At 70.0% G+C, this 15,940-nt stretch carries 17 protein-coding genes; 11 read left to right on the forward strand and 6 right to left on the reverse strand.

From position 1 onward, the window contains the following. The first annotated feature begins 119 nt into the window (after positions 1 to 119). Positions 120 to 707, forward strand: a complete 588-nt coding sequence (locus tag AB5J53_RS02460) for a TetR/AcrR family transcriptional regulator (protein ID WP_369244002.1) — start codon at positions 120 to 122, stop codon at positions 705 to 707. Between the two features lie 158 nt (positions 708 to 865). Further along, entirely contained in the window at positions 866 to 1,852 is a 987-nt protein-coding gene (sph, locus tag AB5J53_RS02465; RefSeq protein WP_369244003.1) for a sphingomyelin phosphodiesterase, read from the forward strand. A gap of 42 nt (positions 1,853 to 1,894) precedes the next feature. Here the strand turns inward: sph and AB5J53_RS02470 are convergent, their stop codons facing one another. Next, the gene (locus AB5J53_RS02470; protein ID WP_369244004.1) at positions 1,895 to 2,800 is read right to left on the reverse strand and encodes an aldo/keto reductase; all 906 of its coding nucleotides are present in this window, start codon (positions 2,798 to 2,800) and stop codon (positions 1,895 to 1,897) included. Positions 2,801 to 2,820: 20 nt separating this feature from the next. Next, positions 2,821 to 3,108: an SHOCT domain-containing protein gene (locus AB5J53_RS02475; protein ID WP_369244005.1), complete on the reverse strand. Its 288-nt coding sequence runs from the start codon at positions 3,106 to 3,108 to the stop codon at positions 2,821 to 2,823. A 234-nt stretch (positions 3,109 to 3,342) separates the two neighbouring features. On the opposite strand from AB5J53_RS02475, the gene AB5J53_RS02480 reads away from it, so the two are divergent. The 5 genes from AB5J53_RS02480 (at position 3,343) to AB5J53_RS02500 (ending at position 7,859) form a co-directional block, all read left to right on the forward strand. Beyond that, entirely contained in the window at positions 3,343 to 3,768 is a 426-nt protein-coding gene (locus AB5J53_RS02480) for a hypothetical protein (protein WP_369244006.1), read from the forward strand. Positions 3,769 to 3,939: 171 nt separating this feature from the next. Then, the gene (locus AB5J53_RS02485; RefSeq protein WP_369244007.1) at positions 3,940 to 4,785 is read left to right on the forward strand and encodes an SDR family oxidoreductase; all 846 of its coding nucleotides are present in this window, start codon (positions 3,940 to 3,942) and stop codon (positions 4,783 to 4,785) included. Positions 4,786 to 4,831: 46 nt separating this feature from the next. Continuing rightward, positions 4,832 to 6,295: a cytochrome ubiquinol oxidase subunit I gene (locus AB5J53_RS02490; protein WP_369244008.1), complete on the forward strand. Its 1,464-nt coding sequence runs from the start codon at positions 4,832 to 4,834 to the stop codon at positions 6,293 to 6,295. Next, positions 6,292 to 7,347 carry a cytochrome d ubiquinol oxidase subunit II gene (locus AB5J53_RS02495; RefSeq protein WP_369244009.1) on the forward strand — a complete coding sequence of 352 codons (1,056 nt, stop codon included), beginning with the start codon at positions 6,292 to 6,294 and terminating at the stop codon, positions 7,345 to 7,347. Before AB5J53_RS02490 ends, AB5J53_RS02495 begins: the two co-directional genes overlap by 4 nt. Beyond that, positions 7,344 to 7,859 carry a gluconokinase gene (locus AB5J53_RS02500; protein WP_369244010.1) on the forward strand — a complete coding sequence of 172 codons (516 nt, stop codon included), beginning with the start codon at positions 7,344 to 7,346 and terminating at the stop codon, positions 7,857 to 7,859. The genes AB5J53_RS02495 and AB5J53_RS02500 overlap by 4 nt, the downstream gene beginning before the upstream one ends. 15 nt (positions 7,860 to 7,874) lie before the next feature. Here AB5J53_RS02500 and AB5J53_RS02505 read toward each other — a convergent pair whose 3' ends face one another. Continuing rightward, a complete protein-coding gene (locus tag AB5J53_RS02505; protein ID WP_369244011.1) occupies positions 7,875 to 9,617 on the reverse strand; it encodes a cation:proton antiporter in 1,743 nt (580 codons plus the stop codon). A 128-nt stretch (positions 9,618 to 9,745) separates the two neighbouring features. On the opposite strand from AB5J53_RS02505, the gene AB5J53_RS02510 reads away from it, so the two are divergent. After that, a complete protein-coding gene (locus AB5J53_RS02510; protein WP_369244012.1) occupies positions 9,746 to 10,114 on the forward strand; it encodes a hypothetical protein in 369 nt (122 codons plus the stop codon). Between the two features lie 16 nt (positions 10,115 to 10,130). Here the strand turns inward: AB5J53_RS02510 and AB5J53_RS02515 are convergent, their stop codons facing one another. Then, positions 10,131 to 10,553 (reverse strand): DUF6325 family protein, encoded by a 423-nt coding sequence (locus AB5J53_RS02515; RefSeq protein ID WP_369252006.1) that lies wholly within the window; start codon positions 10,551 to 10,553, stop codon positions 10,131 to 10,133. A 158-nt stretch (positions 10,554 to 10,711) separates the two neighbouring features. Here AB5J53_RS02515 and AB5J53_RS02520 point away from each other — a divergent pair, with 158 nt between their 5' ends. Next, complete coding sequence (locus AB5J53_RS02520) at positions 10,712 to 12,049, forward strand: hypothetical protein (protein WP_369244013.1); 1,338 nt, start codon at positions 10,712 to 10,714, stop codon at positions 12,047 to 12,049. A 7-nt stretch (positions 12,050 to 12,056) separates the two neighbouring features. Here AB5J53_RS02520 and AB5J53_RS02525 read toward each other — a convergent pair whose 3' ends face one another. Then, the gene (locus tag AB5J53_RS02525; RefSeq protein WP_369244014.1) at positions 12,057 to 13,025 is read right to left on the reverse strand and encodes a DUF389 domain-containing protein; all 969 of its coding nucleotides are present in this window, start codon (positions 13,023 to 13,025) and stop codon (positions 12,057 to 12,059) included. A gap of 131 nt (positions 13,026 to 13,156) precedes the next feature. On the opposite strand from AB5J53_RS02525, the gene AB5J53_RS02530 reads away from it, so the two are divergent. Next, positions 13,157 to 14,092, forward strand: coding sequence for a cyclase family protein (locus AB5J53_RS02530; RefSeq protein ID WP_369244015.1), 936 nt, complete (start codon positions 13,157 to 13,159; stop codon positions 14,090 to 14,092). A gap of 19 nt (positions 14,093 to 14,111) precedes the next feature. Here AB5J53_RS02530 and AB5J53_RS02535 read toward each other — a convergent pair whose 3' ends face one another. Further along, positions 14,112 to 14,756 (reverse strand): GAP family protein, encoded by a 645-nt coding sequence (locus AB5J53_RS02535; RefSeq protein ID WP_369244016.1) that lies wholly within the window; start codon positions 14,754 to 14,756, stop codon positions 14,112 to 14,114. A gap of 192 nt (positions 14,757 to 14,948) precedes the next feature. On the opposite strand from AB5J53_RS02535, the gene AB5J53_RS02540 reads away from it, so the two are divergent. Then, the gene (locus tag AB5J53_RS02540) at positions 14,949 to 15,890 is read left to right on the forward strand and encodes a YhjD/YihY/BrkB family envelope integrity protein (RefSeq protein ID WP_369244017.1); all 942 of its coding nucleotides are present in this window, start codon (positions 14,949 to 14,951) and stop codon (positions 15,888 to 15,890) included. Positions 15,891 to 15,940 lie beyond the last annotated feature (50 nt).

Genomic DNA, 15,940 nt, shown 5'->3' on the forward strand with positions numbered 1-15,940 from the left:
GTGCTCTACTTGTCCGGAGGGGTCTCCGGATCACTGCCGACATTAACGGAGAGGTCTCCGGTAGGCAAGCGCCTCCTGGCAGAGTCACGCGGCCCACGGCGGAAGGACGGAGCGGCAGCATGGCCGAGCGGCACAACGAGCCCGTGCGGGCGGACGCGCGACAGAACCGCGCCCGCATCATCGAGGTCGCACGGGACGCGTTCACCGACTCCAGCGACGCCTCGCTGAACTCCATCGCCAAGAAGGCGGGCGTCGGGCCCGGGACGCTGTACCGGCACTTCCCCACCCGCGAGGCGCTGATCCTCGCGGTCTACCGCCACGAGGTCGACCAACTCGCGGCGTACGCGCCGGAACTGCTCAAGGAGCACCCCCCGCTGGAGGCGCTGCGGCTCTGGTTCGACCGCCTCGCGTACTACGGGCGGATCAAGCACGGCCTGTCGGACGTCCTGCACGCCCTCACCGACGACAGCCTCGCGGGCGAGATCTACGCCTCGGTCATCGGCGCCATCACTCTGCTGCTGCGCGCGTGCGAGGACGACGGCAGCATCCGGCCCGGCATCGACCCGGACGACGTGCTGCTGATGGTGGGATTCCTGTGGCGGATCGGCCCCGGCCAGGAGGGCGAGGCACGCGTCGCCCGGCTACTCGATCTGGTCATCGACGGCTTGCGCCTCGGAGCGCCGGGCGCGACGAGGGCGGTCTCCTGACGCACGTACTCGGGGACGCACTCCGGGCACACCCTTGGAAGCGCCTCTGGACGTACTCCTGGGAGACATCCTTTCCCTGCACGGGAGTTACCTGACAGTAATCCCCGGTGATTTGATGTGCGGCGCCACTCAACCCCCTTCACTCACAGGGAGATCCAGTGCCGCTCTCCTCACTGCGCCGCACCCAGGGCGCAGCCACCCTCGTCCTCACGCTCACCGCCGCGGGCCTCGTCGGGGCCGCGCCCGCGTCGGCCGACACCGCGACGACTCCTTCGATGAGGGTGCTGACGTACAACGTCTTCCTCATGAGCAAGAACCTGTACCCGAACTGGGGGCAGGACCACCGCGCCGCGGAGATACCGAAGACCTCGTTCTTCCGCGGGAACGACGTCGTCGTGCTGCAGGAGGCCTTCGACAACTCCTCGTCGGACGCCCTCAAGAGCGCGGCGGCGAGCGAGTACCCGTACCAGACGCCGGTAGTCGGGCGGAGCAAGAGCGGCTGGGACGCGACCGGCGGGGCGTACTCGTCGACCACGCCCGAGGACGGCGGCGTGACCGTGCTCAGCAAGTGGCCGATCCTGCACAAGGAGCAGTACGTCTACAAGGACGCGTGCGGCGCGGACTGGTGGTCCAACAAGGGGTTCGCCTATGTGGTGTTGAATGTGAACGGCACCAAGGTTCATATGGTGGGCACCCATGCGCAGTCAACAGACCCGGGATGCAGCGCGGGTGAGGCCGCCTCCATGCGCAGCCGGCAGTTCAAGGCGATCGACGCGTTCCTGGACGCCAAGAACATTCCGGCTGACGAACAGGTCCTGGTCGCCGGTGACTTCAACGTCGACTCCCGCAGCCCGGAGTACGCCTCGATGCTCGCGGACGCCGACCTGTTGGGAGCCGACGCACGCACCGGGCACCCGTACTCCTTCGACACACAGGAGAACTCCATCGCGCACGACCGCTACCCGACCGACCCCCGTGAGGACCTCGACTACGTCCTCCACCGCGCCGGTCACGCGCGTCCCGCGGTCTGGAAGAACGAGGTCGTCAAGGAACAGTCCGCGCCCTGGACGGTGTCCAGTTGGGGCACCGACTACACGTACACGAACCTCTCGGACCACTACCCGCTGAACGCGTACGCGGGCTGAGCCCGGCGGGCCCCTGCCGCGAGCCGTCAGGGGCCGGCCGGCTCACTGCGCCCGTGTATGGAGCGCGTCGAGGCGGGCCATCTCCTCGTCCGTGAGACGGAGCGCGCCCGCCGCCACGTTCTCCGCCAAGTGGTCCGGGTTGCCGGTGCCGGGAATGGCGAGCACGTGCGGGCCCTGCTGGAGGGTCCACGCCAGCCGGACCTGGGCGGGCGTCGCGTCGTGCGCCCGCGCGACGGCGAGCACCACGTCGTCGGTGGCACCGCTCGGGCCCAGCGCGCCGCCCTTGCCCGCGATCGCGAAGAACGGCACGAACGCGATGCCCTGTTCGCCGCAGGTCCGCAGAACGGCGTCGGCCACGGGGTCCGGGGAGTCGAGGCCGTACTTGTTCTGGACGCTCACCACCGGCGCGATGGCCAGTGCTTCGGCGAGGTGCCTGGATTCGACGTCGGAGACGGCGAGGTGCCGGATCAGCCCGGCATCGCGCAGCTCGGCCAGCGCGCCGAAGTGCTCGGCGATCGAGTCCTGTCGCATACGGCGGAGGTACACCATGTCGAGGTGATCGCGGCCGAGCTGGCGCAGGTTCTCCTCGACGTGGCCGCGCAGATCCTCGGGCCTGGCCGAAGTGCCCCACTCCCCCGAGTAGTCACGGAACGGCCCGACCTTCGTGGCGATCACCAGGTCGTCCGCGTACGGGGCGAGCGCGCTGTTGATCAGTTCGTTCGCGGAGCGCAATGAGGAGAAGTAGAAGGCCGCGGTGTCGATGTGGTTGACGCCCAGCTCGATCGCGCGCCGCAGCACGGCGATCGAGCGTTCGCGGTCGCTCGGTGTGCCGTAGTGGAAGGCCGCGCTGCCGGTCAACCGCATCGCGCCGAAGCCGATGCGGTTGACGGTGAGATCTCCGAGTTTCCAGGTGCCCGCGGCTGCCGCGGTGATCGTCTCTGAGGCCATCGCGGCAGTTTCGCACACGTTCAGCCGAGGAGCCTGCGCTTCTGCTCCTCGAACTCGGCCTCGGTGAGCACGCCTTGTGCCTTGAGTTCGCCGAGCTGCTTGAGTTGGTCGAGTGTGCTACCCATGTCGTCGGTCGGCGCTGCGGCCTGTTGCGGCTGCGCGGCGGGAACGGGCTGCGGCTGGGTTTCCTGGTAGCCCTGCTGGGCGGCCCATCGTCCCTGCTGGCGGCGCGACACGCGGTTGGAGACTGCGGTCGCCGTTCCCGCGACGACCGCCGTGCGGGCGACTCCGCGAAGAAGACCTGGCATGGCGATGTCCTTTCTCACGCGGAATCGCTGAATGACTCCTCGAGTCGGCGCGTCAATGTCGGCATACCGGGCAAGGCGATTATTTCACCGCTTGGATTCCACTGCACGTCGGGAAGCGCGGCCGAGGTGCATTCTCGCCGAACTGCTTGCGGACGGCACTCGTGGCAGCCTGGAAACGTGTGAGCCGTCGGCCGAATCCGTCTCGGCGATGGACCTAGGCAAGAGGAGTCCCACATGGCCACGCACACCACAGGTATGCAGCGGACCACCGCCGGTGGGGGAACGGCCGTGACCGGCTGGACGGTATTCGCCGCGATCATGATGATCTTCGGCGGCATCATGTCGATATTCGAGGGAATAGCCGCCATCGCCCAAGACGACGTGTTCGTCACGACCAGGAATTTCACCTTCCAGTGGAGCCTCACCGGCTGGGGCTGGCTGCACCTCGTCCTCGGCATCCTCGTGACGCTGGCGGGCCTCGCCGTGCTCAAGGGGGCGACGTGGGCCCGCGTCGTCGGCATCACGCTGGCGGGGCTGTCGATGCTCGCCAACTTCGCGTGGCTGCCCTGGTACCCGTTCTGGGCCATCACGCTGATCATCGTGGACGGCTTCGTCATCTGGGCCCTGAGCGCCCGCACGGGCAGCGACGCCGCAGCGTAGCCCGCGGAGCGGGCGGAGTCGCGCGGCGGCGCGTGGTTGCGCCGTTCGGCCCCCGCCATCACCCGCACGGGGCTGACAGGACCCGTGCCAGCGAGCTGGGGTGACCCACTGATGCTTTCGTGGTGGGGCGGATTCCCCCGGCAACGGGGTTGCACCCATAGGGAGTCATCAGTGGAGACCAGCGTCAGTGACGGCACTCGGCCGAGGCCGATTGCCTTTCCCCTCCTCAAAGGTCAGAAGGCGCTCGTCACCGGCGCGAATTCCGGCATTGGCAAGGCGACCGCGATCGCTCTCGGACGGGTGGGCGCCGATGTCGTGGTGAACTACGTCGCCGGAGGCGACGCGGCGGAAGAGGTGGTGCGCGAGATCGAGGGATTCGGTGTCCGCGCGTACGCACATGAGGCGGACGTCTCCCAGGAGGACCAGGTCGTCGAGATGGTCGCCCGTATGGTCAGGGAGTTCGGGACCATCGACATCATGGTGGCGAACGCGGGCCTTCAGCGGGACGCGCCCATCACCGACATGACGACGGAACAGTGGCACAAGGTGCTGGACGTCAACCTCACCGGCCAGTTCCTCTGCGCTCGCGAGGCGACCAAGGAATTCATGCGCCGGGGCGTCGTGCCGGAGGTGTCACAGTCGGCGGGGAAGATCATTTGCATGAGCTCGGTGCACCAGCTCATCCCCTGGTCCGGACACGCCAACTACGCCGCCTCCAAGGGCGGTGTGCTGATGCTCATGGCGACGCTCTCGCAGGAGCTCGCGCCGTATCGGATCCGGGTCAACGCAGTGGCCCCCGGGGCGATTCGCACACCCATTAACCGCAGCGCGTGGGACACCCCGGAAGCCGAGGCCGCCCTGCTGCGGCTCATTCCCTACCGCCGTGTCGGCGACCCGGACGACATCGCGAACACGGTGGCCGTGCTCGCCTCCGACCTGCTCGACTACGTCGTGGGCACCACGATCTACGTGGACGGCGGCATGACGCTGTTCCCCGGCTTCGCCACGGGTGGCTGAGAGGTTCCGTTCCCCCCGCCCGTCCCGATGATCAGCGAGGCCCCGCGTGACCAACGCGATCGACGTCCTGGCGGCCACCCCGCCCCAACTCCTCCCCGCACGCCAACTGATGGCCTTCACCCTGGCCACCCACATCCTGCTCGTACCCTTCGGCGTCGCTCTGCCGGCCCTCACCCTGCTCATGCACCACCGCGGGCTGCGCAAGGGCGACGAGGTCGCGCTGCGCATCGCGCGCCGGTGGTCGGCGGTGATGGCCGTCCAGTTCGCCATCGGCATCGTGACGGGCACCGTACTGTCCTTCGAATTCGGGCTCTTGTGGCCAGGCATGATGGGGCGTTGGGGCGACGTCTTCGGACTCGCCTTCGGTATCGAGGGGTGGGCCTTCTTCCTCGAGGCGATCCTCATCGCCATCTATCTGTACGGCTGGCGCACCCTCAAACCGTGGCCGCACTTCTGGGTCGGGATTCCGTTGTGCGCGTCCGCCCTGCTGGGGGCGTTCGGGATCATCGCCGCGAACTCGTGGATGAACACGCCCCAGGGCTTCACCCTCGACGCGTCCGGGAACCCGGCGAGCGTCGATGTACGGCAGGCGATCTTCACCCCGATCTTCGGCCCCGAATACTGGCACTTCCTGGGCGCTGCCTACATGACCGCGGCCTATGCCGTGGCGGGCGTCTACGCGGTCGGATGGCTGCGCGGCCGCAGGGACCGCTACCACCGGCTCGGCTTCACCCTGCCGTTCACGGTCGCGGCCATCCTCACGCCGATCCAGTTCATGCTCGGGGACTCACTGGCCCGCTCCGTGTTCCACAAGCAGCCGGTGAAGTTCGCCGCCATGGAGATCGTCTGGAAGACCGGCACCCACGTCCCGGAGTACATGTTCGGGCGGATGCACCCCGACGGGAGCATCTCCGGCGGCCTGAAGATCCCCCAACTCGACTCGATCCTGGCCGGCTTCAGCCCGGCCACCCAAGTGTCGGGACTCACGACGGTCCCCGCGAGCGACCGTCCGACGGCCACTCAGGCCACCATCGTCCACTGGGCGTTCGACATCATGGTGACCATCGGGAGCCTGCTCATCCTGCTCGCGCTCTGGTACGGCTGGTGCTGGCTGCGCCACCGTGACCTGCCCAAGTCGCTCTGGTTCTTCCGGAGCGCGGCCGTCGCTGGCGCGGCGTGCCTGATCACCGTCGAATGCGGCTGGATCACCACGGAGGTGGGCCGCCAGCCCTGGATCGTCTACCAGCACATGCGGGTGTCGGAGGCGGTCACCGGCACCCACGCCTACGGGCTGTGGACGATGCTCGGCATCGTGATCGTCGTCTACATCTGCGCCTTCGGCGCGTTCCTGACGGTCGTACGGAAAATGAGCGGCAGATGGCGGCAGGCGGACTCGGGCGCAGCCCCGGAAGCCGCGGCGGAAGGCCCGGAGAGCGAGATCCCCTACGGGCCGCGGGCGATGTCCGGCGCCGATGACGGCACCGGGCCCGGGAACGGAGACCGCGCATGACCATCGCGGACCTCGTGGCCTGGGTGCTGCTGATCCTGGTGGCCGCCTATGCCTGCGCCGGAGGCACGGATTACGGTGCCGGTTTCTGGGACCTCATGGCCGGTGGCGCCGAGCGGGGCAAACGTCCCCGATGGCTGGTCGACCATGCGATGGCGCCGGTCTGGGAGGCCAACAACGTCTGGCTCATCTTCATCCTGGTCGTCATGTGGACGGGCTTCCCGATCCTGTTCCAAACGCTCTTCTCGGCCATGTGGCTCCCGCTGGCCCTGGCGGCGGTGGGACTGGTCCTGCGCGGTGCGGGCTTCGCCCTGCGCAAACCCACGCGGCGGATCGCCGGACGCAGGGTCTACGGGGCGCTGTTCGCCGTCGCCTCGCTGCTGACGCCCTTCTTCCTCGGCGCGGCGGTCGGGGGCCTGGCCACCGGGCGGGTGGCTCCGGGGACGACGGCGTCGGCCGAGGCGTGGTCCAACGGGACGTCGGTCATCGCGGGCCTGCTCACGGTCGCGGCGACCGCGTTTCTCGGCGCGGTGTTCCTCACCGCCGACGCCCGCCGCTTCGGGGCGACCGACCTCGTCGGCTATTTCCGGCTGCGGGCCTGGGGCAGTCTCGGCGTCATCGCCGTCCTGGCGCTCATCGGTCTCGGCGTGACGCATGACGACGCTCGGTACGTGTACGACGGTCTCACCAGCGGAATCGGACTGGTCCTGGTGATCCTGGCAGCGGTCAGCGCACTGGCCACCGCGGGGCTGCTGTTCCGCTTTGCCACCGGGTGGGCACGGCTCACCGCGGCCGCCTCCGTGGCCCTCGTGGTCTTCGCGTGGGGGCTGGCCCAGCGTCCGTACCTCATTCCCACCTCGCTGACCGTCTCCCAGGCGGCGGGGGCGTCGACGACGCTGCGCTGGCTCGCCCTGGTCACGCTCATCGCGATCGTGCTGGTCGGGCCGGCCCTGGTCCTGCTCTACCGACTCGACACCCGCGGTGCTCTGCAGCCCCTCACCGACGCGGACCTGCGCCAGGCGGCGCCCGGATCCGGTCCCGAGGGACCCGAATGATCGTCGTGGTCATGGGCGTGTCGGGTTCCGGTAAGTCCACGGTCGGCACCGCGATCGCCGACGGGCTCGGCATGCCGTTCCTGGACGGCGACGCGGTCCATCCCAGTGCCAACATCGCCAAGATGCGCGCCGGGCATGCTCTGAACGACGCGGACCGCGAGCCGTGGCTGCGCATCCTGGCCGACCACATCCGCGGAGCCGCCGAATCCGGCCAGGGGTTGATCGTGGCCTGCTCTGCGCTCAAGCGCCGCTACCGTGACGAACTGCGGTCCGCCGCAAGCGAGGTCTGGTGCCTTTACCTGGCCCTGGACCGGGACACCGCCCAGGACCGCGTCGCCGCGCGCACCGGGCACTTCATGCCCGCCGGGCTGATCGACTCGCAGTTCGGCGACCTGGAGCCGCTGGAGCCGGCCGAGCCAGGCGCCACCGTCGACGCCACGGGGGACCTCCAGGTCACGCTCGCGCGGGCCCGTGCCGCCGTCACGCACTTCGGCGGACGTGCGGCGCACTGAGGCGCCGAGCCGCCTTCAGCCGAGCAGCACCGCCACGTCCCCGTCCTGGGGCGTCGGGCGGTCCGTCCGCGTCACGGGGAGCAGCCGGCCGTCGCCACGCACCAGGAAGAGCACCTCGGTGCCGTCGGGGAGAGGCCCCCTCACGCGGCGCGTCAGGACCCGGGCACCTCGGTCATGGCGGCGCGTCAGCTCGACTCCGGTCAGCGCCGCGCCGAAGAGCACCTCGCCACCCGAGTACGGGGCGACGACGCCCTCGCTGTCCACGGGCGGCCCCAGGCGGTAGACCGTACCGTCGACGCTGCCCGCCAGATTCGTGGCGGCCAGGGCGTTGAAGTCGTCCTCCTCGGTGAGCAGCAGGACCCCCGTGAGACCTTCCAGCTCCGCACCGGCGCCCGTGGCCGCCGCGAACAGTTCCCCGCGGGCGAGTTCGAGCCCGGCGGCGGCGATCCGTTCCCGTTCGTCCTCGCGCCCCGCCCACATGACGACCTCCAGCCCCACCGACCGCAGCGCCTTCCCCAGATCGACCACCCACGGGGCGCCGCCCACCAGCAGGGGCCGGGAGCGTGCCGAGCGCACCACGTGCAGCCGTCGCGCCATGGGCGCCGCGGTCAGCCCGTACAGCGTGACCGTCGCCACGATCACCACGAACGTGGCGGGCAGGATCTTCGAGGCGCCGCCGATCCCCTTGTCGACGAGCGACGCCGAGAAGGTCGAGGCGGTGGAAGCGGCCACGATGCCGCGTGGCGCCATCCACCCGATGAAGCCTCGCTCCCCGCGCGACAGGTCCGTACGCAGGGACGCCACCAGTGCCGCCACGGGTCTGGTCACCAGGACGAGGACGGCGACGATCCCGAGCGTCGGCAGCATGACGTGCCGCAGCGAGTGCGGGGTGACGGTGGCGGAGATGGAGATGAACAGCAGCCCGATGATCAGATGGACGAGGGTTTCGAAGAAGGGCTTGCGGGCGGGGACGTCGGCGCCGGGCAGGTTCGCCACGGCCAGACCCATCAGGACGGCGGCGATGAGCCCGGTGTCCTCGCGGACGATGTCGCAGGCGGCGGCGACCCCGACCACCGCCGCCAGCTGCACCGTCGTACCCAGTACCTCGCCCAGCTGAAGCCGGCGCAGCACCAACAGCACGGCCGCCCCGACGACACCCCCCAACACGCCGACCGCGGCGCTGGCGAGGAAGACCTCGAGCCGGCTGCCGAGGCCATGTTGTTCGCCGGCCACCACCGCGTGGAAGACCAGCGCGCCCAGGATGCCGCCCAGCGGGTCGATGAGGGACCCCTCCCACACGAGGATCCGCTGGACGCGGTCCGTGGGGCGTACGAAGTTGAGCAGCGGGCCGACCACCGTGGGCCCGGAGACGACCAGGATCGCACCCAGCATCCACGCCGCGCTGACGGACATCCCGAGCAGGGGGACGGCGAGCAGCGCCGCCGACAGCCACGTGACCAGCACACCGAACCACAGCAGCCGCACCACGACCCGCCGGGTGTGAGCGACGAACCGGCGCAGATCGAGTCCCAGCCCGGCGTCGTACAGGATCACCGCGACCGCCAGCGAGACCAGCGGCGAGAAGGTGCTGCCCAGCAGTCGCTCGGGGTTGACGGCGTCCGTCAGAGCGCCGGCGGTGAAACCGACCGGCAGCAGCACGATCAGCGCCGGAATCCGCAGCCGGCTTGCCAGCACCTGTGAGCCGACCGCCAGTACGACGATCAGGCCGAGGCCCGTGAGCACCTGGTCGGTCGTCACCGGGGTGTCTTCCGGAATTCATCCGACTGGTCGCGCATCAGATGACGCGGACCCGTGGTCACGGCAGCGTGGGCCACAGAGGCCCCAGGCTTCCCGCTGACTTCCCGCACAGACGAGGACTTGTCGCCATGATCTGTCGTCGCCAGGCCGGCCGCCGGGCCGGGGCCGTCGTTCTCATGCTCGCGGCCGCGGGCTGCACGCGCTCCGCCATGGGCACGATCGTCTACACGACGCCGGCCAAGCAGGAAGTGGTGATCCAGAGCCCGGCCGGCAAGACATGCCATCGCCTGCCGGGCGGCGCCTACCGCGTGGTCAACTACACGCTCTACGACATCCGGCTCTACACCAACGCGGACTGCGCGCTGACGCCGGCTGGTCAGGACCAGAGCGGCCAGACCGGCGGCGAGAGCTTCTACCTCGCGACGCAGTCGTCCATCGGCTACACGCCCGGCCAGTCCCCGTGGCTGAGCTACTACGTCGTCCCCGGTAGCGGCTGAGCTTGCGGCCGGCACCTCAGGACGCGGCCTCGGCCGCCTCGAGCGAGGCGAGGACGGCCTGTACGGGGAGCCGTCCGGAGGCGACCAGCTGCGCTCCGCCACGCCGCAGGGCGGCGGCGAAGGGCGCGGCCCACACGTTCTCGTAGACCAGCAGGCCGGCGGAGTTGCCGGGCTCCACGGCCGCGGCGGCCTCCTCGAGGTCGTCCTGGCCCAGCAGACCGGAGTGGACACCTTCGAAGACGGCGAGGTCGAGTTTGCCGTCACCGGTGAGATCGGCGATCTCCAGGGCGGCCACCGAACCGTCCTCGTCCTTCCTGATGAACACCAGGTCGAGGATCCGGATGAGGCCGCGGTCCACCAGATCGACCAGCAGCGGAAAGCCCTCGCCTGTCATGTGGCTGCCGGGGAACTCCACCACCACGTAGTCGATGGGTCCCATCTCGTCGAATTGCTCGCTCACGGCGTCACCTCTGGTGCTCGTGGGCCCCCTGAATGCCATTGCATCACCGGGCGCCGGTCGTCGCACCCGGTACGGATTTCACCCCGGCGGCCCCTCCCGCCTCGCTCAGTGGTCCTGACCGGGATCTGCTCGGAGGTATGACAAGCAGCGACACGCCCCCACCGGAACCGGATCGCCCCCGTGCGACTTCTTCCGACGATCGGCGCCCCTCGCAGCAGGGGGGCGGCGAACTGGACGAACTGCGTCGCCGGGTGAGCGAGTTGGAAGGTGCCCGGCGCGAGCCGAGGCACTGGCTGCGGTCCCTGGGCTCGGTCCTGCTGATCATCCTGGCGTCCGTGCTGGCACTGCTCGCCGTGGTCGCGGTCTGGGCGAACAGCATCATCCGGGACACCGACCGTTACGTCGCGACCGTGGCGCCGCTGGCCTCCAATCCCGACGTCCAGCAGGCGGTCACGACCCGGGTCACCAACGAAGTACTCAAGCAGATCGACGTGGACAGTCTGGTCGCGGAGCTGAGTCGGGCGGCGGCGCAGAAGGGCGTGCCACCCAGGGCCGCGAGCCTCATCGGTGACCTGAGCGGTCCCATCAACAGCGGCCTGAAGGAGCTGGTGAGCTCCACCGTGATGCGGGTGGTCTCCAGCAGCGCCTTCGAGACGGCCTGGACAGACGCCAACCGCCGGGCCCACACCGCCGTGGACAAGGCGCTGACGGGCTCGGCCGACGCCGCGGTGTCGCTGAAGAACAATCAGGTCGCCATCGACGTCGCGCCCATCGTGGCCCAGGTGAAGGACCGACTGGTCAGTTCGGGTTTCGGGGCGGCCGCGAAGATCCCGGACGTCCACACGGACTTCGTCGTGGTCGAGGGGAAGGACGTCGGCAAGATCAAGTCGTATCTGAGGGTGCTGCAGATCATCGGCAACTGGCTGCCCGTCATCGCGGTGCTGATCGCCGCCGCGGGCGTGTTCCTGGCGTCCCATCGCCGGCGGGCGCTGATCGGGGCCGCGCTCGGGGTGTTCGCCGCCATGGTGGTCTTGGGACTGTGCCTCACCGTCTTCCGCACGGTGTATCTGGACCATCTGCCGCCGGGGGCGAACCAGGCAGCGGCGGGCGCCGTCTACGACTCACTGGTGAAGTTCCTGCGCTCCAGTGTGCGGGCGGTCGGGGCACTGGCCCTGGTCACGGCCGTCGGCGCGTTCTTCATCGGCCCGTCCCGAGCCGCCGTGTTCACCCGTCACTTCTGCAGCAAGGGCATCGGCGCGGGGCGGGACGTGGCCGCCTCGGCGGGGCTGCGGCTGGGCGCGGTGGGGCGGTTCGTGCACCGCTACAAGCGGTGGATCGGGGCCGCGATCCTGGCGGTGGCCGCGATCGTCCTGTTCACCTGGAGCTACCCGACCATGGCGGTCGTGATCTGGACGGCGGTGATCGTGCTGGTGGCCTTCGCGATCCGCGAGTTCCTGGACACGGCGCCCGCGTGACACTCTGTCAGCCCGGCGGTGTCCGCTGTGCCGCGCGTGCGTCGCGGCGCTTGCGCACGCGGCGCCAGATCGCCCGTTGGCACTTCAGCGTGCCGGCGCCGACCACGATCAGGATGCCGATGTTGAGCAGCAGTTGCAGAAACGAGCCCCATGCCTCGTCCCAGCTGGCGAAAGCGCACGAGACCCCTATGTCGGCCCCGGCCGGAATGGTGGTGACCGAGATGAAGACACCGAGCAGAGCGCTGGTGCGGGCCTCCGCCAGGGACACGATGCCGACGATTCCGGCCAGCACCGCGACCACCACCGAGTAGAAGTCCGGCGTGTCGATCAGGTGCGATACGGGCCTGATCCCCAGGTCGAACGCCGGTGGCTGCAGGTCGTAACCCCGCACGAGCAGGCCGAACAGGAAGGCCCAGACGATCGCCAGCAGGAACCCGACGAGCAAGGCGGCGAGCCCCTGCCGGATCCTGGTCCCGGAGCGTCGGTCGACACCGAGCGCGACGCTGGTGATCGCCCCGTACTCCGGTCCGACGACCATGGCCGCCACGATGAGGATCTGGGAGTTGGTGATGATGCCGACCGCACCGATGATGCCGGCGATCACCAGGAACAGGTAGAAGCTCGGCGGATAGCGGCCCTCGGCCCGGATCCTGGCCTCCACCTGTTCCCACACCGGCGCCCGCAGCCGGGCCCCGAGCTCCTCCGCCCCGGCCGTGGCCGCGCGGTCGGAGAAGGCGAAGTCGACCGGCGCCAGGACGATGGATCCGCGGTGCTCCAGCTTCAGGTCGCGCAGGCCCCTGAGCACCTCGTTCGCCGCCCCGGTCAGCACGTCGCACTCGATGGCGTCGCCGTCGGGGTTGCGTACGCGGTCGCGGTGCAGGACGAGATTGAGGACACACGGCTCGGTGCTGAGCAGTGCCATCGCGCGTTCCGTGAGATCCGGCGGGGACACCGCCCGGACATGAAGCATGTCCATCGGAACCTCCGAGTCTCGGGGCGCTCATCCATTAACGCGGCGACGCCGGGGCCCGGCAAATCGGCCCCGGGCACCGCCGATGCCGAGCGGCTCCGCGCGCGGGAACCCGGGCCCTGCCCGATGGTGGGAGCATGTCGACGTCCCACGAGCTCAGCGAGGCCGACTTCCGTTCGCTGTACCAGCGTCTGCGGAGCACCGCTCCCGGTGCCGCGTCCCCGAGGGGTGCTCTGGACACCCTCACCTCCGAGCGGTTGCTGGCCGCCGTACGCGAGGTGCGTTCGGGCCGTACGATCTCGCTGGCCGCCCCGGTGAACACCCTCGCCGGCCCTGACGACCCGGAGCCCGCCGAGCACCGGCTCACCGCTCCTGCGGGCGGCGTTCCGGGACCGGGCGGGGGCCTGGACTTCGCCCGGGACCGCTTCGCCATGGACGTCCACAGCGATGTCAACAGCCACATCGACGCTCTGTGCCACGTCATCTACGACGGCACCCTGCACGGCGGCGTCCCGGCCGCCGACGCCCTTTCGCCCGACGGGGCGAGCGCCCTGTCTCTCGACCTGGTCCGGGACGGCATCGTGGGGCGTGGCGTGCTGCTGGACATCCCGGGACTGCACGGCCTCCCCTGGCTCGAACCCGGATCCCACGTCACCGCGGAGGACCTCGCCGCCGCCGAGGCCCGCCAAGGTGTGCGGGTCGGCCCCGGCGACATCCTGCTCGTACGAGTCGGACACCGGCGGCGTCGCGAGGAGCGGGGGCCGTGGGACTCCGCCGATGCACGGGCCGGGCTGCATCCGGCTGCCCTGGAGTTCCTGGCCGAGCGGGAAGTGGCGGTGCTCGGCAGCGACGGCAACAACGACACGGCGCCCAGCACCACCCAGGGCGTGGCCTTCCCTGTGCACGTGCTCGCCGTGCACGCCATGGGGCTGCACCTTCTCGACTTCCTGCGATTCGAGGATCTCGTACCGGTCTGCGTACGAGAAGGGCACTGGTCGTTCCTGTGTGTGATCGCGCCGCTGCGGTTGCCCTTCGCGACCGGCTCCCCGGTCAATCCGCTCGCCGTGCTGTGAGCCCCCGGCCCCCTCGCGCTCAGGACGTCAGCTCGTAGATGCTCCTGCCCACCAGATACAGCCCCAGGAACAGCGACAGGCCGACGAGCGCCTGGTCCTGGTGACTCTCCATCCAGGTGCGCAGCTTTCCGAGCCGTACGCGGGCGGAGTCGGGGGCGAACGTCGCGTAGATCTCCATCGCCAGCAGGCTGCTGGTGGCCAGGAGGCAGTAGCCGAACAGGACCACGAAGGAGGAGCCGTGGGACAGGTCGGCATGCACCACTGTCGCCGCGCCCGCCGCCACGAGCCCCCACGGCTGCAGGAGCGGCGCCAGCCCCGCCGCGGTCCACAGGGAGATCCGGTCGAGCCGCGACATCATCCCGCCGGAGGGCTTGGGCCGACGGGACGACCGGCGCCGGTGCTCGGCATACCAGAGCAGCCCCACGCCGATCGCGAGCCGGGCGGCGAGCGAGGCCGTGGAGGGCGGGGACTTGGGAGCAGGAGGCTCGCCGCCGGTGGTGAGCAGCACCGCGGCGAGAACGGCCACGAAGGAGGCAAGCCAGGCAAGGATGAAGACCAGGCCCTTCCAGATCCCGCGCCGCGCCGACAACACCAGGACGAACGCGGTCACCGGCAGCGGATCGACAGCGATCGCCAGGCCGATGAGCATCAGGTCAAGCACCATCGCAGCCCCCGAAGGTCCGCGCGGCCCCCGCCGCGTGGCCGGTCTCGCTCATGGCCTCATCGTCACCGCCCCGACATGAGCCCACAAATCCTCGGCGCCCGCGGGCGCCGGCCCGGCCGCGCTGTCACCCCTACGGCCCCCGCCACACCCGCGCCACGGGCTGCGCGGCCACTGCGACGGCACGCTGGCAGCATGCAGCCAGGCAAGGGACCCGGACAGGACGGCCCGCCCTCGCAGGCAGGTCAGGAGCGGCGGCGCCGGCGGGGCGCCTCGGTCCGGGCCCGGCTCCTCGGGCTGCGTGCCCGGACCGAGACACGGTTCCCGGTGATCACGCATCTCATGTCGCATCTGGTCTCGGTGAATGTGCTGGACTCCGCGACCCGCCTGGCCGCCCAGACGTTCCTCACGGCGGTACCGCTGCTCTTCGTCGTGGCCTCCGTCGCCCCGCAGGCGGTGCGCGACCAGTTCGTCACCTCGGTGCATGACGTCTTCGGACTGACCGGAAGCGCGGATGCCCAGTTGAAGAAGGTCTACCAAGGGGATGAGTCCGAACTGCGCCAGAGCACCGGCGTCGTCAGCGGGCTGATGGTGCTGATCTCGGCCACCGCGTGCAGCCGTGCCATGCAACGGCTCTGCGAGCGCGCCTGGAGGCTTCCGGGAGCGGGCGCGAGGGTCGCCGCGTGGCGATGGATCGCCTGGCTCGCCGCGTGGCTGGTCATGATCGGGCTGCAGGGGCCCCTGCGGGGCGGCTTCGGCCAGGGACTGTGGCTGGGCCTGCCGCTCCTGCTGGCCGCCGAGGTCGGCATGTGGTGGTGGACCCAGCACCTGCTGCTGACCGGTCGCGTGCCGTGGCTGCCGCTGCTGCCGGGTGCCCTCCTGACGGGAACGGCCCTGAGTGTCCTCACCTCGGCCGCGCACCTGTACGTGCCCAGGGCTCTCAACCACAGCCTTGACAAGTACGGATCGCTGGGCGCGGTGTTCACCATGCTGTCGTGGCTCATCGCGCTGTGCGTGGTCGTGACCCTCTGCATCACCGCCGGCGCGGTCATCGCACGCGAACCCGCGATGGCGCGGGCCCTGGGTTCGCCCAATTCGCCGGGAACACCTTCCGGCGATACGTTTGTAGCCGGATAACTGTCCACCAATTCACCCGGCAGGACCGGAGCGTGCTCCGAGGACGGCGG

The organism is Streptomyces sp. R41 (assembly GCF_041053055.1).
Lineage (GTDB): Bacteria > Actinomycetota > Actinomycetes > Streptomycetales > Streptomycetaceae > Streptomyces.

Bases quoted from the DNA above. Each gene is read 5' to 3' on its own strand.
- AB5J53_RS02460 (WP_369244002.1), top strand. From the start codon at position 120: ATGGCCGAGCGGCACAACGAGCCCGTGCGGGCGGACGCGCGACAGAAC.
- AB5J53_RS02520 (WP_369244013.1), top strand. From the start codon at position 10,712: ATGACAAGCAGCGACACGCCCCCACCGGAACCGGATCGCCCCCGTGCG.
- AB5J53_RS02540 (WP_369244017.1), top strand. From the start codon at position 14,949: ATGCAGCCAGGCAAGGGACCCGGACAGGACGGCCCGCCCTCGCAGGCA.
- AB5J53_RS02525 (WP_369244014.1), bottom strand. From the start codon at position 13,025: ATGGACATGCTTCATGTCCGGGCGGTGTCCCCGCCGGATCTCACGGAA.
- AB5J53_RS02510 (WP_369244012.1), top strand. From the start codon at position 9,746: ATGATCTGTCGTCGCCAGGCCGGCCGCCGGGCCGGGGCCGTCGTTCTC.
- AB5J53_RS02475 (WP_369244005.1), bottom strand. From the start codon at position 3,108: ATGCCAGGTCTTCTTCGCGGAGTCGCCCGCACGGCGGTCGTCGCGGGA.
- AB5J53_RS02495 (WP_369244009.1), top strand. From the start codon at position 6,292: ATGACCATCGCGGACCTCGTGGCCTGGGTGCTGCTGATCCTGGTGGCC.
- AB5J53_RS02500 (WP_369244010.1), top strand. From the start codon at position 7,344: ATGATCGTCGTGGTCATGGGCGTGTCGGGTTCCGGTAAGTCCACGGTC.
- AB5J53_RS02515 (WP_369252006.1), bottom strand. From the start codon at position 10,553: ATGGGACCCATCGACTACGTGGTGGTGGAGTTCCCCGGCAGCCACATG.
- AB5J53_RS02530 (WP_369244015.1), top strand. From the start codon at position 13,157: ATGTCGACGTCCCACGAGCTCAGCGAGGCCGACTTCCGTTCGCTGTAC.
- AB5J53_RS02535 (WP_369244016.1), bottom strand. From the start codon at position 14,756: ATGGTGCTTGACCTGATGCTCATCGGCCTGGCGATCGCTGTCGATCCG.
- AB5J53_RS02480 (WP_369244006.1), top strand. From the start codon at position 3,343: ATGGCCACGCACACCACAGGTATGCAGCGGACCACCGCCGGTGGGGGA.
- AB5J53_RS02470 (WP_369244004.1), bottom strand. From the start codon at position 2,800: ATGGCCTCAGAGACGATCACCGCGGCAGCCGCGGGCACCTGGAAACTC.